Annotated in this window: 17 protein-coding genes; 12 read left to right on the top strand and 5 right to left on the bottom strand. The window is 71.5% G+C overall.

The features are described from left to right. The first annotated feature begins 47 nt into the window (after positions 1 to 47). Complete coding sequence (locus tag ACIP63_RS16740) at positions 48 to 1,313, top strand: TerD family protein (RefSeq protein ID WP_401516254.1); 1,266 nt, start codon at positions 48 to 50, stop codon at positions 1,311 to 1,313. 10 nt (positions 1,314 to 1,323) lie between these two features. Here the strand turns inward: ACIP63_RS16740 and ACIP63_RS16735 are convergent, their stop codons facing one another. Further along, positions 1,324 to 2,505 carry a glycosyltransferase gene (locus ACIP63_RS16735; protein WP_401516252.1) on the bottom strand — a complete coding sequence of 394 codons (1,182 nt, stop codon included), beginning with the start codon at positions 2,503 to 2,505 and terminating at the stop codon, positions 1,324 to 1,326. Between the two features lie 58 nt (positions 2,506 to 2,563). Between ACIP63_RS16735 and ACIP63_RS16730 the strand changes: the two genes are divergently transcribed. The 4 genes from ACIP63_RS16730 (at position 2,564) to ACIP63_RS16715 (ending at position 6,177) form a co-directional block, all read left to right on the top strand. Then, positions 2,564 to 3,355, top strand: a complete 792-nt coding sequence (locus ACIP63_RS16730; RefSeq protein WP_401516250.1) for a glutamate racemase — start codon at positions 2,564 to 2,566, stop codon at positions 3,353 to 3,355. Between the two features lie 69 nt (positions 3,356 to 3,424). After that, positions 3,425 to 3,988, top strand: coding sequence for a hypothetical protein (locus ACIP63_RS16725; protein WP_401516248.1), 564 nt, complete (start codon positions 3,425 to 3,427; stop codon positions 3,986 to 3,988). A 67-nt stretch (positions 3,989 to 4,055) separates the two neighbouring features. After that, on the top strand, positions 4,056 to 5,687 hold the full coding sequence (gene lnt, locus ACIP63_RS16720) for an apolipoprotein N-acyltransferase (RefSeq protein ID WP_401516245.1): 1,632 nt from the start codon (positions 4,056 to 4,058) through the stop codon (positions 5,685 to 5,687). A 10-nt stretch (positions 5,688 to 5,697) separates the two neighbouring features. After that, positions 5,698 to 6,177 (top strand): NUDIX hydrolase, encoded by a 480-nt coding sequence (locus ACIP63_RS16715; RefSeq protein WP_401516243.1) that lies wholly within the window; start codon positions 5,698 to 5,700, stop codon positions 6,175 to 6,177. A gap of 46 nt (positions 6,178 to 6,223) precedes the next feature. Here ACIP63_RS16715 and ACIP63_RS16710 read toward each other — a convergent pair whose 3' ends face one another. Further along, positions 6,224 to 7,612: an MFS transporter gene (locus ACIP63_RS16710; RefSeq protein WP_401516242.1), complete on the bottom strand. Its 1,389-nt coding sequence runs from the start codon at positions 7,610 to 7,612 to the stop codon at positions 6,224 to 6,226. 483 nt (positions 7,613 to 8,095) lie between these two features. Here ACIP63_RS16710 and ACIP63_RS16705 point away from each other — a divergent pair, with 483 nt between their 5' ends. Further along, positions 8,096 to 8,866, top strand: coding sequence for an SDR family oxidoreductase (locus tag ACIP63_RS16705; protein ID WP_401516239.1), 771 nt, complete (start codon positions 8,096 to 8,098; stop codon positions 8,864 to 8,866). Positions 8,867 to 8,948: 82 nt separating this feature from the next. On the opposite strand, the gene ACIP63_RS16700 is transcribed toward ACIP63_RS16705, so the two are convergent. Both ACIP63_RS16700 and ACIP63_RS16695 read right to left on the bottom strand, forming a co-directional pair. Then, positions 8,949 to 9,845, bottom strand: a complete 897-nt coding sequence (locus ACIP63_RS16700; RefSeq protein WP_401516236.1) for a LysR family transcriptional regulator — start codon at positions 9,843 to 9,845, stop codon at positions 8,949 to 8,951. A gap of 137 nt (positions 9,846 to 9,982) precedes the next feature. Next, entirely contained in the window at positions 9,983 to 11,209 is a 1,227-nt protein-coding gene (locus ACIP63_RS16695) for an MFS transporter (protein WP_401516234.1), read from the bottom strand. A gap of 131 nt (positions 11,210 to 11,340) precedes the next feature. Here ACIP63_RS16695 and ACIP63_RS16690 point away from each other — a divergent pair, with 131 nt between their 5' ends. Both ACIP63_RS16690 and map read left to right on the top strand, forming a co-directional pair. Next, positions 11,341 to 12,276: a LysR family transcriptional regulator gene (locus ACIP63_RS16690; RefSeq protein WP_401516232.1), complete on the top strand. Its 936-nt coding sequence runs from the start codon at positions 11,341 to 11,343 to the stop codon at positions 12,274 to 12,276. 156 nt (positions 12,277 to 12,432) lie between these two features. Further along, the gene (map, locus tag ACIP63_RS16685; RefSeq protein ID WP_401516229.1) at positions 12,433 to 13,215 is read left to right on the top strand and encodes a type I methionyl aminopeptidase; all 783 of its coding nucleotides are present in this window, start codon (positions 12,433 to 12,435) and stop codon (positions 13,213 to 13,215) included. Positions 13,216 to 13,358: 143 nt separating this feature from the next. On the opposite strand, the gene ACIP63_RS16680 is transcribed toward map, so the two are convergent. Beyond that, a complete protein-coding gene (locus tag ACIP63_RS16680; protein WP_401516226.1) occupies positions 13,359 to 13,829 on the bottom strand; it encodes a PPOX class F420-dependent oxidoreductase in 471 nt (156 codons plus the stop codon). Positions 13,830 to 14,194: 365 nt separating this feature from the next. On the opposite strand from ACIP63_RS16680, the gene ACIP63_RS16675 reads away from it, so the two are divergent. The 4 genes from ACIP63_RS16675 (at position 14,195) to ACIP63_RS16660 (ending at position 17,412) form a co-directional block, all read left to right on the top strand. Continuing rightward, the gene (locus ACIP63_RS16675; RefSeq protein ID WP_322986379.1) at positions 14,195 to 14,437 is read left to right on the top strand and encodes a phosphopantetheine-binding protein; all 243 of its coding nucleotides are present in this window, start codon (positions 14,195 to 14,197) and stop codon (positions 14,435 to 14,437) included. Continuing rightward, a complete protein-coding gene (locus ACIP63_RS16670) occupies positions 14,434 to 15,285 on the top strand; it encodes a siderophore-interacting protein (RefSeq protein WP_401516223.1) in 852 nt (283 codons plus the stop codon). Before ACIP63_RS16675 ends, ACIP63_RS16670 begins: the two co-directional genes overlap by 4 nt. A 100-nt stretch (positions 15,286 to 15,385) precedes the next feature. Further along, positions 15,386 to 16,390, top strand: a complete 1,005-nt coding sequence (locus tag ACIP63_RS16665) for an ABC transporter substrate-binding protein (protein WP_401516220.1) — start codon at positions 15,386 to 15,388, stop codon at positions 16,388 to 16,390. Beyond that, a complete protein-coding gene (locus ACIP63_RS16660) occupies positions 16,387 to 17,412 on the top strand; it encodes a FecCD family ABC transporter permease (RefSeq protein ID WP_401516217.1) in 1,026 nt (341 codons plus the stop codon). Before ACIP63_RS16665 ends, ACIP63_RS16660 begins: the two co-directional genes overlap by 4 nt. Positions 17,413 to 17,449 lie beyond the last annotated feature (37 nt).

The following is a 17,449-nucleotide window of genomic DNA, read 5'->3' as shown; positions in this document are numbered from 1 at the left end:
CCCGGGGATTAGGTTGTCGGGAGACTCTCCGGGCAGCCGGACTCGTGATGGGGGCGAGCATGACCATGCAAAAGGGAACCAATGTCGCGGTGCCGGCCCGGACCGTACGGGTCGAACTGGGCCGGCGTACGTCGCCCGGGACACCGGACGTGGACGCCTCGGCACTCCTTCTCGTGGCGGGCAAGGTACGCAGCGACGCGGACTTCGTCTTCTACAACCAGCCGGAGCACGCGTCCGGAGCGGTGCGCCACGAAGGCAAGCAGACGTCGGCAGGCGCCGTCACGGAAAGCCTCGCCGTGGACTTCTCGCGCATGGAGCCGGCGATCGACCGTGTCGTGATCGCGGCCTCGGCGGACGGCGGCACCTTCGGCCGGGTGACCGGCCTCTACGTGCGGATCGTGAACCCGGCCGACGGCTCCGAGATCGCGCGCTTCGAGAGCGCGGACGCGACCGTCGAGACCGCGTTCATCCTCGGTGAGCTCTACCTGCGCCAGGGCGCCTGGAAGTTCAGGGCCGTAGGACAGGGATACGACACCGGACTCGCGGGCCTCGCGACGGACTTCGGCATCTCCGTCGACGAACCGCAGCAGGCGCCGCCGCCGCGGCAGCCGCAGAGGGCTCCCGAGCCGCCCTCCCGTCCTGCCGCCCCCACGCCCCCGGCCGCCCCGCCCGCCGTCCGGCTGACCAAGGTCACGCTGACCAAGGAAGCCCCCACGGTGTCGCTGTCGAAACAGGGCGGCACATCCGGAGCGCTGCGCGTCAATCTCAACTGGGAAGTGCGCAAGCAGTTCAAGGGCTGGGGCGCGAAGCTCGGCAGGGCCGTCGCCATGCACGCGGACCTGGACCTCGATCTCTGCGCGCTGTACGAGCTCACGGACGGCAGCAAGGGAGTCGTGCAGGCGCTGGGAAACGCCTTCGGCTCTCTCCGGCAGCCGCCCTACATCCACCTCGACGGGGACGACCGTACGGGCGCCGTCTCGTCCGGCGAGAACCTCACGGTCAACCTCGACCACAAGGACCGGCTGCGCCGTGTCCTGATCTTCGTCACGATCTACGAGGGCGCCCGGAGCTTCGCCGACCTGCATGCCACGGTCACGCTCCAGCCGCAGAACGGGGCGGCGATCGACTTCTCCCTCGACGAATGCACCGTGCCGTCCACGGTGTGCGCGCTCGCACTGCTCACCAGCGAGGGGGGAGACCTCACCGTGCAGCGCGAGGCCCGCTATCTCGTCCCCCAGCGCGGGGTCAGTCCCCAGCGGACCATCGACGCCGCCTACGGGTGGGGCATGAACTGGACACCCGGGCGCAAGTGACCCGCCGGGCTCAGGGCTCCGGCGCGGCCTCGGGACGGGCGTACGTACGCCCCTTCCAGGCCGCGCCGAGCCCCCGGTGGTGCTGCACCGCGGAGTCCACCGTCATCAGGAGATAGAGGACCGCGGTGAAGGGCAGCAGCGGTGCCAGCCACAGCGACTGCCGGTAGTACCCGAGCATCGGCATGTACGTCCCCGCCATCACCGCCCAGGCCGCCCCGCCCGCCGCCGCTGCCACCGGATCGCCCGTCAGCAGCCCCGCCACCAGCGTGACGGGCGGCGCGACGTAGACCAGGCCGAGGCCGAGGACCGTGCCCGCGAGCAGCGTGGGGCTGTGCCGCAGCTGCGCGTACGCGCTCCGCGCGACCATCGACCACAGGTCCGCCAGCCGGGGGTAGGGCCGCACACTGTCCACCCGGTCGGCGAGTCCCAGCCAGATGCGGCCACCGCTGCGGCGCACGGCACGCGCCAGCGACACGTCGTCGATGACCGCCGAACGGATGGACTCCGGGATCCGCGCCCGCTCGACGGCTCCGGCCCGCAGCAGTACGCAGCCGCCCGCCGCCGCGGCCGTCCGCGACGCCTTGCCGTTCACCCGGCGGAACGGATAGAGCTGGCCGAAGAAGTAGACGAAGGCCGGCACGACCAGACGCTCCCAGGTGCTCGTCACCCGCAGTCTGGCCATCTGCGAGACCAGGTCGAAACCGCCGGCGCCCTCGTTCCCGGCCGCGGCGACCAGTTCCCGCAGGCTGTCCGGCTCATGGGCGATGTCGGCGTCCGTCAGGAGCAGGAACTCGGGCTCACGCTGCCGGGCCAGCTCCATCCCGTGCCGCAGGGCCCAGAGCTTGCCCGTCCATCCCGGCTCCGGCTCACCCGGCGTCACCACGGTCAGCGGCAGCCCGCCGTACCGCTCGGACAGCGCCCGGGCGAGCCCGCCCGTGCCGTCGCCGCTGCAGTCGTCGACCAGGAAGACCTCCGCGTCACCCGGATAGTCCTGGGCGAGCAGGGAGGGCAGACTCAGCGGCAGGACCTCGGCCTCGTTTCGTGCGGGTACGACCACGGCCACCGGGGGCCAGCGCGTCGGATCCCCGCGCAAGGGCAGCCGCTGGTCGGTCCGCCAGAAGAAGCCCTGGCCGAGCAACAGCCACATCCACACGACCAGCGAACCCACGGCGATCCAGGCAACGGCGCTCATCCGTCGAAGTGTGCCCCACTCCGGCGGTGCCGCAAGGGCTGTCGACTATGGTGACCGGGTGAAGATCGCACTCATGGACTCGGGAATCGGCCTGCTCGCGGCAGCGGCCGCGGTACGCCGGCTGCGGCCCGACGCCGATCTGGTGGTGTCGTCGGATCCCGGGTCGATGCCCTGGGGGCCCCGTACGCCCGAGGACGTGACCCGGCGCGCGCTCGCCGTGGCCCGCGCGGCGGCGGCCCACCGGCCGGACGCTCTGATCGTCGCGTGCAACACCGCCTCCGTCCACGCCCTGCCCGCCTTGCGGGCCGAACTGGAGCCCGGACTGCCGGTCATCGGCACGGTGCCCGCGATCAAGCCCGCCGCCGCGGGTGGCGGCCCCTTCGCGATCTGGGCCACGCCGGCGACCACCGGGAGCCCCTACCAGCGCGGGCTGATCAATGAATTCGCCCACTCCGTGGACGTGACCGAAGTGCCCTGCCCGGGTCTCGCCGACGCGGTGGAGCACGCCGACGAGGAGGCGATCGACCGCGCGGTGGCCGCCGCCGCCGCCCTCACCCCCGCGGGGGTGACGGACGTCGTCCTGGGCTGCACCCACTACGAACTGGTGGCCGAACGCATCCGCGCCGCCGTGGAGAGCAACCGGCCCGGCCGCGCACCCCTCGTGCTCCACGGCTCCGCCGACGCGGTCGCCGCCCAGGCGCTCCGCCGTGTCGGGGCGGTGCCCGCTCCGTCGGCCGAACCGGTCGGCACTCTCACCGTCCTGCTCGCCGGACATGCCGGTGACCTGCCCGACCCCGCTCTGGCCTACGCCGAGGGCCTGCTGCTCAAGGCCGTCACCCCCGCGCTCTGAGCGCTCCCGGCGCCCCGCCGGGACGCACGCCCCCTCCCCGCGGCGTGGAACGTGGGTACGCTGCTGGGCATGACGGACCACCCCGGTAACACGTGGCACGGTTCGAGCCAGGCCGCGAGCACGGTCTGGACGGGACGGGCCACCAATCGCTTCCAGTGGCTGCTCGCGGCCATCGGCGCCGCATGTCTCGCGCTCGGCATCGAACTCGCGGTCGACTCGGCCTGGCACGGCGGGTTCGCCCCGCTGCTCATGTCCGTCATCGGCTGTGTCGCCGCAGGGCTCCTGATCCTCTTCGGAACCCTCGCCTTCGTCCACGTGGCCGTGAAGGTCGACGGCGACGCCCTCGAGGTGCGCTGCGGCCACGCCGGGCTGCCCCGGCGCCGGATCCTCCTCACGCATGTGGTGGGCGCGGACTTCGCCCCCAAGGTCACTCCGCGCCAGTGGGGCGGCTGGGGTTACCGCTGGCGCCCCGAGCAGGGCACGGCCGTGGTCGTGCGCCGGGGGGAGGCGCTGGTCCTCCGGCTGGGCGACGGCATGACCTTCACCGTCACGGTGGACGACGCGGAGGCCGCCGTACGCTTCATCCGGGACCGCCTGCACCTCCCCACCCCCGGGAAGACCACGGGGAGCTGAGCCGCCGGGGCACAGGACGGCAGGAGCGGCTGCCGCCCTCACAGCCGTCCACCGTAGACTCCGGCAGGTGAGCGCCACCATCACCACCGCCGAACCGCCGCCAGCCCCCGTGTCCCGCAGCAGGAAGCTGTGGCCGCGGCTCGTCCGGCCTGCCGCCGCCGTGCTGTCCGGTGTGCTGCTCTACGCGAGCTTTCCGCCCCGGCCGCTCTGGTGGCTGGTGCTGCCCGGCTTCGCCCTGCTGGGGTGGGTCCTGACCGCACGGCGGCTGCGGGCGGCACTGGGCCTCGGCCTCCTCGCGGGCCTGGGCTTCATGCTGCCCCTGCTGCACTGGACGGGGGAGGAGGTCGGCCCCGTACCCTGGCTCGCGCTCGCGCTGGCGGAGGCCCTGTTCATCGCCGTCGGCTGCGTCGGGATCGCCGCGGTCTCCCGGCTTCCGTACCGGCCCGTCTGGGCAGCGGGCGTGTGGACCCTGGACGAGGCGCTCCGCGCCCGTGTCCCGTTCGGCGGCTTCCCCTGGGGCAAAATCGCGTTCGGCCAGGCCGACAGCGCGTTCCTGCCGCTCGCCGCGGTGGGCGGAACCCCCCTGCTCACGTTCGCCGTCGTGCTGTGCGGCTTCGGGCTCCTGGAGGCCGCCCGGCAGGTCCGCCGCTACCGCACCACCGGCACCGTGCCCCGCTCCGCCGTCGTCGCCGCGGCCGTCACCGTGGCCGCCCCCGTCGCCGCCGCCCTGGCGGCCCTTCCGCTCGTGGACGACTCGCCCGAGGACGGCACCGCCACGGTCGCGGCGGTCCAGGGCAACGTGCCGCGCCTGGGGCTCGACTTCAACTCCCAGCGCCGGGCCGTCCTGGACAACCACGCGGAGCGCACGGAACAGCTCGCGCGGGACGTCAAGGCCGGGAAGGTACCCCAGCCCGACTTCGTGCTGTGGCCGGAGAACTCGTCCGACCTCGACCCCTACCGCAACGCCGACGCCCGCGAGGCCATCGACCGGGCCGTGCGGGCCATCGGTGCCCCCACCGTCATCGGCGCCGTCCTCACCCCCGACACCGGACCCCTCCGCAACACCCTGATCGAGTGGGACCCGGAGAGCGGCCCCGTGGACACCTACGACAAGCGGCACATCCAGCCGTTCGGCGAGTACATGCCGATGAGGTCGGTGGCACGGATCTTCAGCAAGGACGTCGACCGGGTGCAGCGGGACTTCGGCCCCGGCAGCAAGGTCGGCGTGTTCGACCTGGCGGGCACGAAGGTCGGGCTCGTGACCTGTTACGAGGCCGCGTTCGACGACGCCGTACGCGACACCGTCAAGGACGGCGGACAGCTGATCGCCGTGCCGAGCAACAACGCGACCTTCGGGCGCAGCGAGATGACCTACCAGCAGCTGGCGATGAGCCAGGTGCGGGCGGTCGAGCACGGGCGGTCCGTCGTCGTGCCCGTCACCAGCGGTGTCAGCGCCGTGATCCGGCCGGACGGGACGATCGTGGAGAAGACGAAGATGTTCACCCCGGACGCCCTGGTCGACGAGGTGCCGCTTCGCTCCTCACTCACCCCCGCGACCCGTCTGGGCACCCTGCCCGAAGGCATCCTGGCGCTGCTCGCCGTCGCCGGTCTCGGCTGGGCGACAGCCCGCTCGGTGCGCGCGAGGAAGGTCCGGCAGGACGGGTCGGCCGGTCCGGAGGACGTGCCGGCCGCCACGTAGGCTCGGGCGCATGGCTACTCCAGACTTCATCCGCGACATCCGTGCCACCGCCGGCCACCAGCTGCTCCTGCTGCCAGGAGTCACCGCCGTCGTCTTCGACGACCAGGGCAGGGTGCTGCTCGGCCGGCGGTCGGACACCGGCAAGTGGTCGGTCATCGGCGGGATCGGCGAGCCGGGCGAGGAGCCCGCGGCGACCGCGGAGCGCGAGGTGTACGAGGAGACGGCGGTGCACTGTGTCGCGGAGCGGGTCGTGCTGACCCAGGCGCTGAAGCCGGTGCAGTACGCCAACGGCGACCGCTGCCAGTACGTCGACATCACCTTCCGGTGCCGGGCCACCGGCGGCGAGGCGCGGGTGAACGACGACGAGTCGCTGGAAGTCGGGTGGTTCGACGTCGACGCGCTGCCGCCGCTGAGCGAGTTCTCGGTCTTCCGCATCAAGCAGTCCCTCACGGACGGCCCCACCTGGTTCGAGCGGACTCCCGAGGTCTGACGGGCCCGGCTCCCCCGGCGGAGACGGGCCCTTCGGCGCGGCCGGTTCAGACGCTACGGGCGTCGGCGGGCAGCGTCGCGGTGTCCGCGGCCTGCCGGCCGGTGTCCGGCTCGATGTCGGCGAGGTCCCGGCTCCTGGTCTCCTTCGCGCAGACGATCGCCAGCACGGTGAGGAGCGAGGCGGCGATGACGTACAACGAGATCGGCGTCGAGCTGCCGAAGTCGGCGAGCAGCGCCGTGGCGATGAGGGGCGCCGGGGCGCCCGCGGCGACCGACGAGAACTGGGCGCCGATCGACGCGCCCGAGTAACGCATCCGCGTCGCGAACATCTCCGCGAAGAAGGCCGCCTGCGGCGCGTACATGGCGCCGTGGAAGACCAGCCCGACGGTGACGGCCAGCAGCAGACTCCCGAAGCTCCGGGTGTCGATCAGTGCGAAGAACGGGAACATCCACAGCGCCACACCGATGGCGCCGACCAGATAGACGGGCCTGCGCCCCACCCGGTCGGACAGCGCCCCCCACAGCGGGATCACGGCGAAGTGCACGGCGGACGCGACGAGTACGGCGTTGAGCGCCGTCTGCTTGCTCAGGTCAGCGGATGTCGTCGCGTACACGAGGATGAACGCGGTGATCACGTAGTAGCTGATGTTCTCCGCCATCCGCGCGCCCATGGCGATCAGCACGTCGCGCCAGTGATGCCGCAGAACCGCGACCAGAGGCATCTTCTCGGCGGGGGCGGCCGTCGCCTTGCGCTGCTCGGCCTGGGCCAGTGCCGCCTTGAAGACAGGCGATTCATCGACGGAGAGACGAATCCACAGACCCAGGATCACGAGCACCCCGGAGAGGAGGAAGGGTATCCGCCAGCCCCACGCCTCGAAGGCGGACTCGGACATGAGCGCCGTGAGGGCGGAGAGCACCGCGGTCGCGAGCAACTGGCCTGCGGGCGCCCCCGTCTGGGGCCATGACGCCCAGAACCCCCGCCGTTTCGCGTCGCCGTGCTCCGACACGAGCAGCACGGCACCGCCCCACTCGCCGCCGAGGGCGAACCCCTGCACCAGCCGCAGGACGGTGAGCAGGACGGGTGCGGCGGAACCGATGGTGGCGTGCGTCGGCAGGAGCCCTATCGCGAAGGTCGCGCCGCCCATCATCAGCAGGCTCAGCACCAGCAGTTTCTTGCGCCCGAGCCGGTCGCCGTAGTGCCCGAACACCAGGGCCCCGATGGGGCGGGCGGCGAAGCCCACGGCGTAGGTGAGGAAGGACAGGAGAGTACCTACGAGCGGGTCGGACCCGGGGAAGAACAGCTTGTTGAAGACCAGCGCGGCGGCGGAGCCGTAGAGGAAGAAGTCGTACCACTCCACCGTGGTCCCGACGAGGCTCGCGGCGACGATGCGGCGGAGGTTGGACGGCGGTGGGGGAGCGGTTGCTGGGGCGGCCATGGATACCACTTCCGGACAGTTGGCGGGGACGTTTCCGTGTCGCCATACCGTAGGAAGGGGCAGGTCAGGGGCGTATGTGGCGGGACACCATAGTTCGGGTGAACGGTGTGCGGGCGGACGCCACTCCGACGGTGCGCCCACCCCTCGGCAGCTCGGCCTCGGTGGGCGGTCAGCGCGCCTCGGCCGTCATCGCGTCGATGAGCAGGTGGTCACCGGCCGAGGCGCGGCTCCACGTCGACGACGGCAACTGCCTGAGCTGGGCGAGTACTACGTCAGCCGGCAGGCCCCCTCCATGGGCCGGGATGCCATAGGAATCCCCTATAGCACCTGCTGACATTTCGTCTTTGCCTCTCATTCTTTTCCGGACGTACCGTGAAGCAGCTCGACGAGGTGCCCACCGCGAATTCTTCGAAGAATCGCGTTGTGTGCGCGCCGATATTTCTCCCGTCGAGCGGTCGATACGTACATGAGAGGACCGGTGGCATGGCCACGATCGAAAATGGACCGGGAAAACGAGAACTCGCGGGAAAGCGGGCTCTGGTGACGGGCGGGTCCCGCGGGATCGGAGCGGCCGTCGTGCGCCGGCTCCTCGACGCGGGGGCGGAGGTGCTCACGACCGCGAGGTCGGCGACGAGTACGGTGCCGGAGGGGGCCACGTTCGTGGAGGCCGACGTGCGCACCCGGGCCGGTGCGGAGGCGCTCGCCGAGGTCGCCCACGATGTGCTCGGCGGGGTGGACATCCTCGTCCACAACGCGGGTGGGGGGCAACCGCACAAGGGTGCTCTGGCCATCCCTGACGAGGAGTGGCAGGACGCGCTGGACCTGAACTTCCTGGCGTCGGTGCGGCTGGACGCGCTGCTGGCACCGGGGATGCGGGAACGGCGTTCAGGGGGGATCGTGCATGTCTCCTCGGCCGCGGTCCCCACCGTGGCACCACCGTTCCTGCACTACGTGGCGGCGAAGGCGGCCCTGGAGCACTACAGCCGGGGACTCGCATCGGAACTGGCCCCGTTCGGAATCCGGGTCAACACCGTGTCTCCCGGCAGAACCGCCACCCCCGGCGGTGAGGCGACGCGGGAGCAGTGGGCGCGGCTGGGCCAGGGGCCGGGCCAGGACAACACCAGCCCTCCGCTGGGGCGCGACGGACGGCCCGACGACATCGCCCACGCGGTGCTGTTCCTCATGTCCGACCGGGCGAGCTGGCTGACCGGGAGCAATCTCGTCGTGGACGGTGGTGAATTCCCCCGAGGCTGACGCCTGGGGAACTCCTGGGAACTCCGCACTGCCGATTTCGGCAGGAATGGAATTCAGCGGGGCCCCGCTCTCCATTCAGCTGTCAGAACACCGCTGAGAAGGAAGCGGAATCGGACCAGTTCTCCTCACGCAGGAGTTCGAGGAGAGCCGTCTCAGCCGGGCCGGCGCCGGCCCGGACCACGGCGATGACCGGCTGGGACACGACAGGGAACACCGGGCGGACGAGGTGCTCGTGCCCGTGCGGCACCGCGGAGGCGGGGGCGAGCGTCACCCCCAGTCCGTGGGCGGCCCAGCGCACCGCCGTCGCCGTCTGGGAGACCCGGGCGACCGTGGTCGGGGTCAGATCGTTGTCCCGCAGCACGTTCAGCAGCACGCCGTCGAGCGCGCTGTCCCGGTCGAACCGCACCCACGGCTCCCCCTCCAGTTCGCGCAGCTCGACCCGGTCCGCGGCGAGCAGCCGGTGGCCGGCGCCCAGCACCACGACGAACTCCTCGTCGCCCAGGTGGTGGGCGTCGGCGGGGCTCTGCTCGCAGGCCGCCATGAGGGCGAGGTCCAGAGTGCCCCGGCGGCCCAGCCGCTCCAGCTCGACGGAGCTCGGCTCCTCGAAGACGGTGACCTCCAGGCGTGGGAAGCGACGACGCAGCGCACTCAGCGCGCCCGGCAACTGCCGGGTCCCGAAGCCCATCTGCACCGCTACCACCAGCTCACCCACCAGCTCGTCGGCGCCGGCCCGTGCTGTCGCCCTCGCCCGCCGCGACGCGTTCACCGCGGCCTCCGCCTCCCGCAGGAACGCGCGGCCGACGACGGTGGGCACCAGCCCGGTCGGCGTACGGGCGAACAGCTCCACGCCGAGTTCCCGCTCCAGGCCGCGGATCTGCTGGGACACCGACGGCTGGGCGACGCGCAGCAGTTCCGCCGCCGCCGTCACCGAGCCCTCCTCGGCAACGGCCAGGGCGTACTCGTACTGACGAAGGCTCATCCGCTCCCGCCCCCTCCCCGCGGCGGGCCACGGCCCACCTTGTCGTGGTGATGGGATCTGCAACACGGGAGGCGGCGCGTTTACTCCGACGGGCGGATCCATCCGGTCGCCCGACCGTACGGAATGGAGCCCTCTGACTACGGCTTCGGGGTTCCGGATCCGGATGCCCGCCGGGGGAGCAGCAGCGGGGTCGTCAGCACGAGGACGCCGGCCAGGCCGATGGCCGTACGAGGGCCGAGCAGGCTGCCCAGTACTCCCCAGAGGGCCGTCAGGAGCGCGGCCGACGTTTTGGTCGTCACCGCCCAGGCGGACAGGGTGCGGGTGACCCGGTCCGTGGCGGTGCGCTCCAGGCGCCAGGTGGCGTGGACGGGATTGAAGACGGCGCAGCAGAAGATGAGCCCGAGCTCGACCCCCATCACCAGCAGCAGCCCGCCGGTGCCCGGCCCCAGGAAGGCCAGGCCGACGGGCCAGACCGCGCGCAGCGTCCCCGACATGACCAGGACCTGATGCTGCCCGAACCGGGTGGCCAGCGGCCGGGCCAGCCGTGAACCGAGCAGCCCGCCGACCGCGGGAGCGGCGAACGCGAGGCCGTACTGCCACGGCGCGAACCCGAGCCGGCCGAGCATGAGAACGGCCAGCAGCGGCTGGGTGGCCATCACCAGGCCGTTGAACAGGGCGGTGTTGAAGAACAGGGCACGCAGCGCCGCGTCCGCGAGGATGTACCGCCAGCCGTCGAGCAGGTCCCCTGCCCGCATACGGGCGGCCTCCCGTCGTCCGGGCAGCGGCTCGTGCCCGCCCGTCGCGCGGATGCCCAGGGCCGAGAGCAGATAGCTGACCGCGTCCGCCACCAGCGTGGCAACGGGACCGAGCAGCCCGATCAGCGCTCCGCCCAGCGGCGGTCCGATGATCGTGGTCGTCCAGTTCGTGGACTCGAACCGGGCGTTGGCGACCAGCAGGTCCCCGGGCGGCAGGAGCGTCTTCAGGTACGCGCCCGAGGCGGCGCGGAAGGTGATGTCCGCTGCCGAGACGACCACCGTGACCAGCAGGAGCTGAACGAAGGTGAGCGCGCCGAGCGCGAACGCGGCGGGGACCGTCAGCAGCGCCGCGAACCGGACCAGGTCCATCGTGATCAGCACCGGCCGCTTGCGGCGGAACTCCACCCACGGGCCGAGCGGCACCGCGACCGCCGCGCCCACCGCTGCCCCCACGGAGGACAGTGCCGCGACCTCGGCCGGTCCGGCGTGCAGCACCTGGACGGCGATCAGCGGGAACGCGCCGAAGGCGAGCCACGTGCCGAGCGCGCTGGTTCCGTACGCTCCCCAGAGCCACCCGAACCGCCGGCCCAGCCGGTGCCCGCTCTTCATGCCCGGCTCTCGCCCTTCTCCCGTACAACCGATCCGCGATCGATGTCATCAAAGCGGGCCCTGTGAACGGGGGTCAAACAACCGCAGGGCCGCAAGCCACAACCAACAGTTGTGGCCGTAGGGTGTCCGGCATGGATCTCGATGCCGTCCGGACCTTCGTCGCCGCCGCCGACGCGGGTCAGTTCCAGGAGGCCGCCACCGAGCTGGCGGTCACCCAGCAGGCCGTCTCCAAGCGCATCGCCGCGCTGGAGCGAACCCTCGGCGTACGGCTGTTCACCCGCACCGCGCGCGGAGCCGGGCTCACCATCGACGGGCAGGCGTTCCTGCCCCATGCCCGCGAGCTGCTGCGCGTCGCCGAGCGCGCCGTCGCGTCCGTGCACACCGGCAGCCGTCCGCTGCGCGTCGATGTGATCAACTCACGTGGTGCGGTATCGGGCCTGATGCGCGACTTCCACCGGGCGCATCCCGAGATCGACCTCGACGTGGTGATGCTCTTCGAAATCGAGACGGCCGTAGCCGCCATCCGGTCCGGTGCGATCGACGCGTCCTTCCGCGCCGTCGCCGCGCCCGGCCGGCCCCTCCCGGAGGACATCGAGTCCGTCCGGGTGCTCGACGAGCCGCTCGAACTCCTCACGGGCCCCGGCCACGCGCTGGCGGGCGCCCGGTCGGTTACCGTCGCCCAGCTCGCCGGTCACCGCATCTGGATGCCCGGCATCGTGCCCGGTACGGAGTGGGCCGCGTACTACGACGACCTCGTGGCCGGGTTCGGCCTCACCATCGAGGCGACCGGCCCCAACTTCGGCTCCGACGCCCTCCTGGACACCGTCGCCGACACTCCGGCCCTGGCCACCTTCATGGGAGGGCGGACGCGCCTCGTCTGGCCCGCCGGCCACGGCCTGCGCCGCATCCCGGTGACCGGCCCGACGCCCGTGTACCCGCACTCGCTCCTCTGGCACCGCGACAATCCCCACCCGGCGCTGGCCACCCTCCGAGCTCACCTCGCCTCCGGCGCGACCGGCCATGGTGCGGCCGGGACCTGGGCGCCGGACTGGGTGCTTCCCCACTGAACGCCGCCGCGTGGTGAGGCCGACGAGCCTGACCGCCGGTTTGCCCTCCCGCCGGAGTGCGACCTCTGGGGACGAGCGGCGGGCCGACACGACCACGATTCTAATACCGGTATAGTTTGACCGGTATAGTTGTTGGTTCCGTGAGGAAAGTGGCACATGATCGAGATCCTGAACCCCGCCCTGCTGGCCCGAGCGAAAGACACAGGGGCCCTGGTCGCGGACATCCTGCAGACGCTGAAGGGCCGGAGCACGGTCGGGACGAATCTCCTGGACATCGACCGGTGGACCAAGGCGATGATCACCGAGGCGGGAGCGCAGTCCTGCTACGTCGACTACGCGCCGTCCTTCGGACGAGGTCCGTTCGGCCACTACATCTGCACGGCCGTCAACGATGCCGTGCTCCACGGCCGGCCGCGCGACTACACACTCGCCGACGGGGACCTGCTCACGCTCGACCTCGCCGTCTCCAAGCGAGGAATCGCGGCGGACGCCGCGATCAGCTTCGTCGTGGGCGATGCGCGGCCCCCGGAGAGCATCGCGATGATCAGGGCGACCGAGCGCGCTCTGGCCGCAGGGATCGCCGCCGCCGGGCCCGGAGCCCGTATCGGCGACATCTCCCACGCCATCGGCACGGTCCTCGGTCAGGCCGGATACGAGGTCAACACCGAATTCGGCGGGCACGGCATCGGGTCGACGATGCACCAGGACCCGCACGTCGCGAACACCGGACGGCCCGGCCGTGGATACAAACTGCGTCCGGGGCTGCTGCTGGCGCTGGAGCCGTGGGTCATGGCGGACACCGCGAAACTGGTCACCGACGCCGACGGGTGGACGCTCCGAAGTGCGACGGGCTGCCGGACGGCACACAGCGAGCACACGATCGCCATCACCGAGGACGGAGCGGAAATCCTCACGTTGCCGAAGCTGTCGCAGCCGTAGGGCTGAAACCCCGGGGCCCCTCCTCCCGTTGCGGTGAGCACACACAGCACCATCAAGGACGTCGCGGCGCGAGCCGTCGTCGCACGGGCGAGGCCGTGACCCGGCCCAGGGTCACGGCCTCGCCCGTACGGCTTGTCCATGGGTCAGGCGTACGGGGATCCGTCCAGGGGCTGTTCAGGGACCGGGCCGCCGGGCCGGAACCGCTCGACACCGACGATGTGCCGCACCTTGAGCGGGCGCACGATCACGGCGACCCGCTGCTCCTCCGGCATGAGCCACTCGAACCGCTCGCTGCCCAGGTACTTCTGTGCCAGCCGGTCCATCCGTGTGTGCGCCTCCTCGCCCTCGATGAAGCGGGCCACCACGCCGCTGATCTGTACGCGGTCGAAGGGATCGGCGGCGTCCGCGTGGGAGAGGTAGACGCGCGGGTCGCGGCGCAGGTTCTCCTCCTTCACCCGGCCCACCGAGGTGTTGAAGGCCAGCTCGCCCTGGCCCTCCAGGTCCACCCACATCGGGCTGACCTGCGGCGCGCCGTCGGCGAACACGGTGCCCACGTACCAGATGTGGGGAGCCTGCAGCCGGGCACGGACGGCTTCGTCGAAGATCGCAGTCATCCTTCGAGGCTACCAACCATGATCGACAGGACGTTCCCGCACCCGGCCGCCGTGAAAGGACGCGAGGGCACGGCTGTGCGTCTGCGACGAACTCATCGAACGCCCAAGATCAATGGGTGTGAGCGCGTGGGGCTCTGATGGCGGGTCACGCCGGATCGGGTCACGTGGTGGGAGGGCCGCATCACACCGGTCCGCGCTGTGTATTCTGCCCAAGGAACTCGAAGTTAGGTTAGCCTCGCCTAGGTTCGGACGGGGCGGGTGTCCCGGCCGGACGTGCGCGTACGTCGCTCCCGCGATGGGGCGTCGTGACCACCATCGCCGGTGCTGACCCCGCAGCCGGTGTCCATCCCCTCAGGAGTCCTCCCATGAACCAGCAGACCTTGACGCCCGAGCGTGTTCGCGCCGACGTCGCGGAACTGATCGGCTGCGACCCCGCCGAGATCGAGCTCGACGACAACCTGAACGACCTGGGGCTCGACTCGGTGCGGACGATGGTCCTGATCGAGCGCTGGCGCGGAGCGGGGGCGGACACGCTGGAGTACCCCGACCTGGCCGAGCAGCCCGAACTGGGGCACTGGACGGAGCTCCTGACGGGTGGCGCCGCATGAGCCTGGCCGACCACCGGAGCCGTCACCTGGACCGGATCGCAGAAGTCCGTGCCGGCCGCCGTGCCGAGAAGGTGGGCTACCCGATCGGCATCCGGGAGACCGAGGTGGTGCGAACCGCCATGGTCGGGGCCGGTCTGCTGCGGGTGACCCTCGGCGGGAAGGGCACCGAGGGGTTCGAGGCGCATGCGCCGGACGAACACGTGAAACTGCTCTTCCCGGATTCGGACGGCACCCTGCGACTGCCGGAGCCGAACGGGACGATGCTGCGCTGGGCGGGATCGGTGCTCCGTTCGCGTCAGTACACGGTGCGGCGCTACGACCCGGTCTCGGGCGAGATCGACATCGACGTCGCCCTCCACGACGGTGGCCTCGCCTCCGACTGGGCGCGCGAGGCCCGGCCCGGCGCGGTGATGCATCTCGCGGGTCCGCCCGGCGGGCTGATCGTCCCGCACTCCTACGACCGGTATCTGCTCGCGGGCGACATCACGGCCCTGCCCGCCATCGCGCGCCGGCTGGAGGAGCTGCCCAGGAGCGCGAAGGGCTGGGCGTTCGTCGAAGTGCCCGACGCCTCACAGGAGATCGAGCTCTCCGCGCCCGAAGGTGTCGAGGTGAGCTGGCTGCACCGCGACCACCGGACCGCCGCGGCCGACGAGGCCTTCGTGCGGGCCGTGACCTCGGTGACCGTGCCCGAGGGTGAGCGGGTGTACGTGTGGGTCGCGGGGGAGGCGGGGCAGATCAAGCCTCTGCGCCGCTGGGTCCGCGACGAGCTGGGGCTGGACAGGGCCGACCACGACATCACCGGCTACTGGAAGCGCGGGGTCGCCGACTTCGACGAGGACGACCACTGACCGACGGGCAGGTCAGAGGGCGGACTTGCTGCCGCTCCGGGGTGTCTTGATGAGAATTTTTGAACTAAGGTAAGCCTTACCTAAATTTCGAGGAGCATTGATGTCCATACGCAGAACCTCCGGTCTCGTCGGCGCCGTGTCGCTGGCCCTGATCCTGACCGGGTGCGGGTCCTCGTCCGACGGCGAGAGCGGGTCGGACGCGTCGGGAGAGGCCAAGACCCGGGTGTTCGCCGCGGACAACGGGAAGATCACCATTCCGGCGGACCCGAAGCGTGTGGTCGCCACCGGCTACGCCGTGCCCGCCCTGATCGAGGCCGACGCGCCCCTCGTCGGGATCTCGTCGTGGAAGCGCGGCGAACCGATGATGAGCAAGGAGGACCTCGCCGAGTACAAGAAGCTCACCAAGGTGGCGGGTGAGCAGGCGGCCGAGACCAACTACGAGGCCATAGCCGAGGCCGAGCCCGACCTGATCGTCATCGGTGTGCCCGCACCCGTGCTCGGCGACATCGACGTCAAGCGGCTGGAGACCATCGCGCCCGTCGTGGCGATCGGCCCGACCCTGCCGTCCGCCTGGCGCGACCTGTCCCGCAAGCAGGCCGACGCGGCCGGCGCCCTGGGGAAGTTCGACGCCGGTCAGAAGGCGTACGAGGCCAAGGCCGCCGAGCTGGCCACGAAGTACAAGGACGTGCTGCCCCAGCTCAAGCTGGGCCACGTCGGAGCGTACGGCGAGGTGGCCAAGGGCAACTTCCACCGGGAGTTCGGTGGTTCGTGGGGGACCAACGTCGCCGAGGACGTCGGCGCGACGTACTACGGCAAGGTCAAGAAGCCCGGCAAGGGATCGAGCGCGGTCAGCGAGTACCCCTCCCTCGAGGAGCTTCCGGCGTCGCTCGCCGAGGCCGACGCCATCACGTACTCCGTCAACGCCGACGGCACCGTCTCCGAAGCGGTCCAGTACGTCCTCGACTCCAAGCTGTGGAAGAACCTGCCCGCCGTCAAGGCCGGCAAGACCTTCCCGCTCCGTTACACCGAGGCCGCGACCTACGGGTCGGCCATGAACACCCTGGACGCGATCGACACGTCGTTCGCTCCGCTGCTGAAGTCGTGACCGTCGCGGGTCGCGCGTCGGGACCGGTGGTGAAGACGCGGGCCGCCCTGCCGCAGATCGGCCTGCTCGTCGGGGGACTGGTGCTGCTGGCGGTGGTCGCCGTGCTCAGCATGGGCGTCGGCGCCCGCCCGGTCCCTCCGGCCGAGGTAGTCCGCGCGCTGCTGGACTACCAGGGCACGGACGATCACGTGATCGTCCGTGACGTCCGGGGGCCCCGTTCGCTGCTCGCCGTCGCGGTGGGCGCCGCCCTCGCGGTGTCGGGTGCGCTGATCCAGACGCTGGCCCGCAATCCGCTGGCCGAGCCCGGCATCCTCGGGGTCACCGCGGGTGCCGGGTTCGCCATCACCGTCGGCTCGGCGCTCGGACTGGCCGCCGGGCAGGCGGGCCAGCTCGGCTTCGCCGTCATCGGGTCCGTGCTCGCGGCGCTCCTGGTGGCCGCCGTGGGGCGCCGCTCACCGCTCCGTCTCGTACTCACCGGAGTAGCCCTGACCGCGGTGCTGAGCGGCGTCGCCCTCGGCCTGCGGCTGATGCTCCCGGACGTCTTCGACATGTACAGGTTCTGGTCGGTCGGATCGCTGGCGGCCCGCGAACAGGCCCCGCTCGCGCTGCCGTCGGCCGCCATCGTGGTCTGCCTCGCCGGCGCGCTGCTGCTCAGCAGGGCGCTCAACGCCCTGGCGCTCGGCGAGAGCGTGGCGCACACCCTGGGTGCGGGCGTGGGCCGGGTGCGGGCCGCCGCCCTGGTGCTGATCACCGTGCTCTGCGCGGCGGCGACGGCGGTGGCCGGACCGATCCTTTTCGTCGGGCTGATCGTGCCGCACCTGGTACGCAAGCCGGCGGCCGGCTCGGTCCCCTGGCTGATCCTCTACTCGATGGTGGTGGGCCCCGTCCTGCTCCTGATCGCCGACATCGGCTCCCGGCTGCTGCTGCCGACCGGCGAAGTGCCGGTGGGCATCGTGACCGCCTTCCTCGGGGGCCCGATGCTGATCTGGGCCGTCCGGCGCTACGGGGCGGGATCGCTGTGAAGACACTCGGACTGAGAATCGAACGTCGTACGACCGT

The organism is Streptomyces sp. NPDC088746, from assembly GCF_044751065.1.
Classification (GTDB): Bacteria; Actinomycetota; Actinomycetes; order Streptomycetales; family Streptomycetaceae; genus Streptomyces.
The sequence above is the reverse complement of the archived record's forward strand: the minus strand, read 5'-3'. Positions and strand labels throughout refer to the sequence as shown.

Coding starts and splice junctions, on each gene's coding strand:
- ACIP63_RS16740 (WP_401516254.1), top strand. CDS start 48: ATGGGGGCGAGCATGACCATGCAAAAGGGAACCAATGTCGCGGTGCCG.
- ACIP63_RS16735 (WP_401516252.1), bottom strand. CDS start 2,505: ATGAGCGCCGTTGCCTGGATCGCCGTGGGTTCGCTGGTCGTGTGGATG.
- ACIP63_RS16725 (WP_401516248.1), top strand. CDS start 3,425: ATGACGGACCACCCCGGTAACACGTGGCACGGTTCGAGCCAGGCCGCG.
- ACIP63_RS16715 (WP_401516243.1), top strand. CDS start 5,698: ATGGCTACTCCAGACTTCATCCGCGACATCCGTGCCACCGCCGGCCAC.
- ACIP63_RS16710 (WP_401516242.1), bottom strand. CDS start 7,612: ATGGCCGCCCCAGCAACCGCTCCCCCACCGCCGTCCAACCTCCGCCGC.
- ACIP63_RS16705 (WP_401516239.1), top strand. CDS start 8,096: ATGGCCACGATCGAAAATGGACCGGGAAAACGAGAACTCGCGGGAAAG.
- ACIP63_RS16700 (WP_401516236.1), bottom strand. CDS start 9,845: ATGAGCCTTCGTCAGTACGAGTACGCCCTGGCCGTTGCCGAGGAGGGC.
- ACIP63_RS16695 (WP_401516234.1), bottom strand. CDS start 11,209: ATGAAGAGCGGGCACCGGCTGGGCCGGCGGTTCGGGTGGCTCTGGGGA.
- ACIP63_RS16690 (WP_401516232.1), top strand. CDS start 11,341: ATGGATCTCGATGCCGTCCGGACCTTCGTCGCCGCCGCCGACGCGGGT.
- map (WP_401516229.1), top strand. CDS start 12,433: ATGATCGAGATCCTGAACCCCGCCCTGCTGGCCCGAGCGAAAGACACA.
- ACIP63_RS16680 (WP_401516226.1), bottom strand. CDS start 13,829: ATGACTGCGATCTTCGACGAAGCCGTCCGTGCCCGGCTGCAGGCTCCC.
- ACIP63_RS16675 (WP_322986379.1), top strand. CDS start 14,195: ATGAACCAGCAGACCTTGACGCCCGAGCGTGTTCGCGCCGACGTCGCG.
- ACIP63_RS16670 (WP_401516223.1), top strand. CDS start 14,434: ATGAGCCTGGCCGACCACCGGAGCCGTCACCTGGACCGGATCGCAGAA.
- ACIP63_RS16665 (WP_401516220.1), top strand. CDS start 15,386: ATGTCCATACGCAGAACCTCCGGTCTCGTCGGCGCCGTGTCGCTGGCC.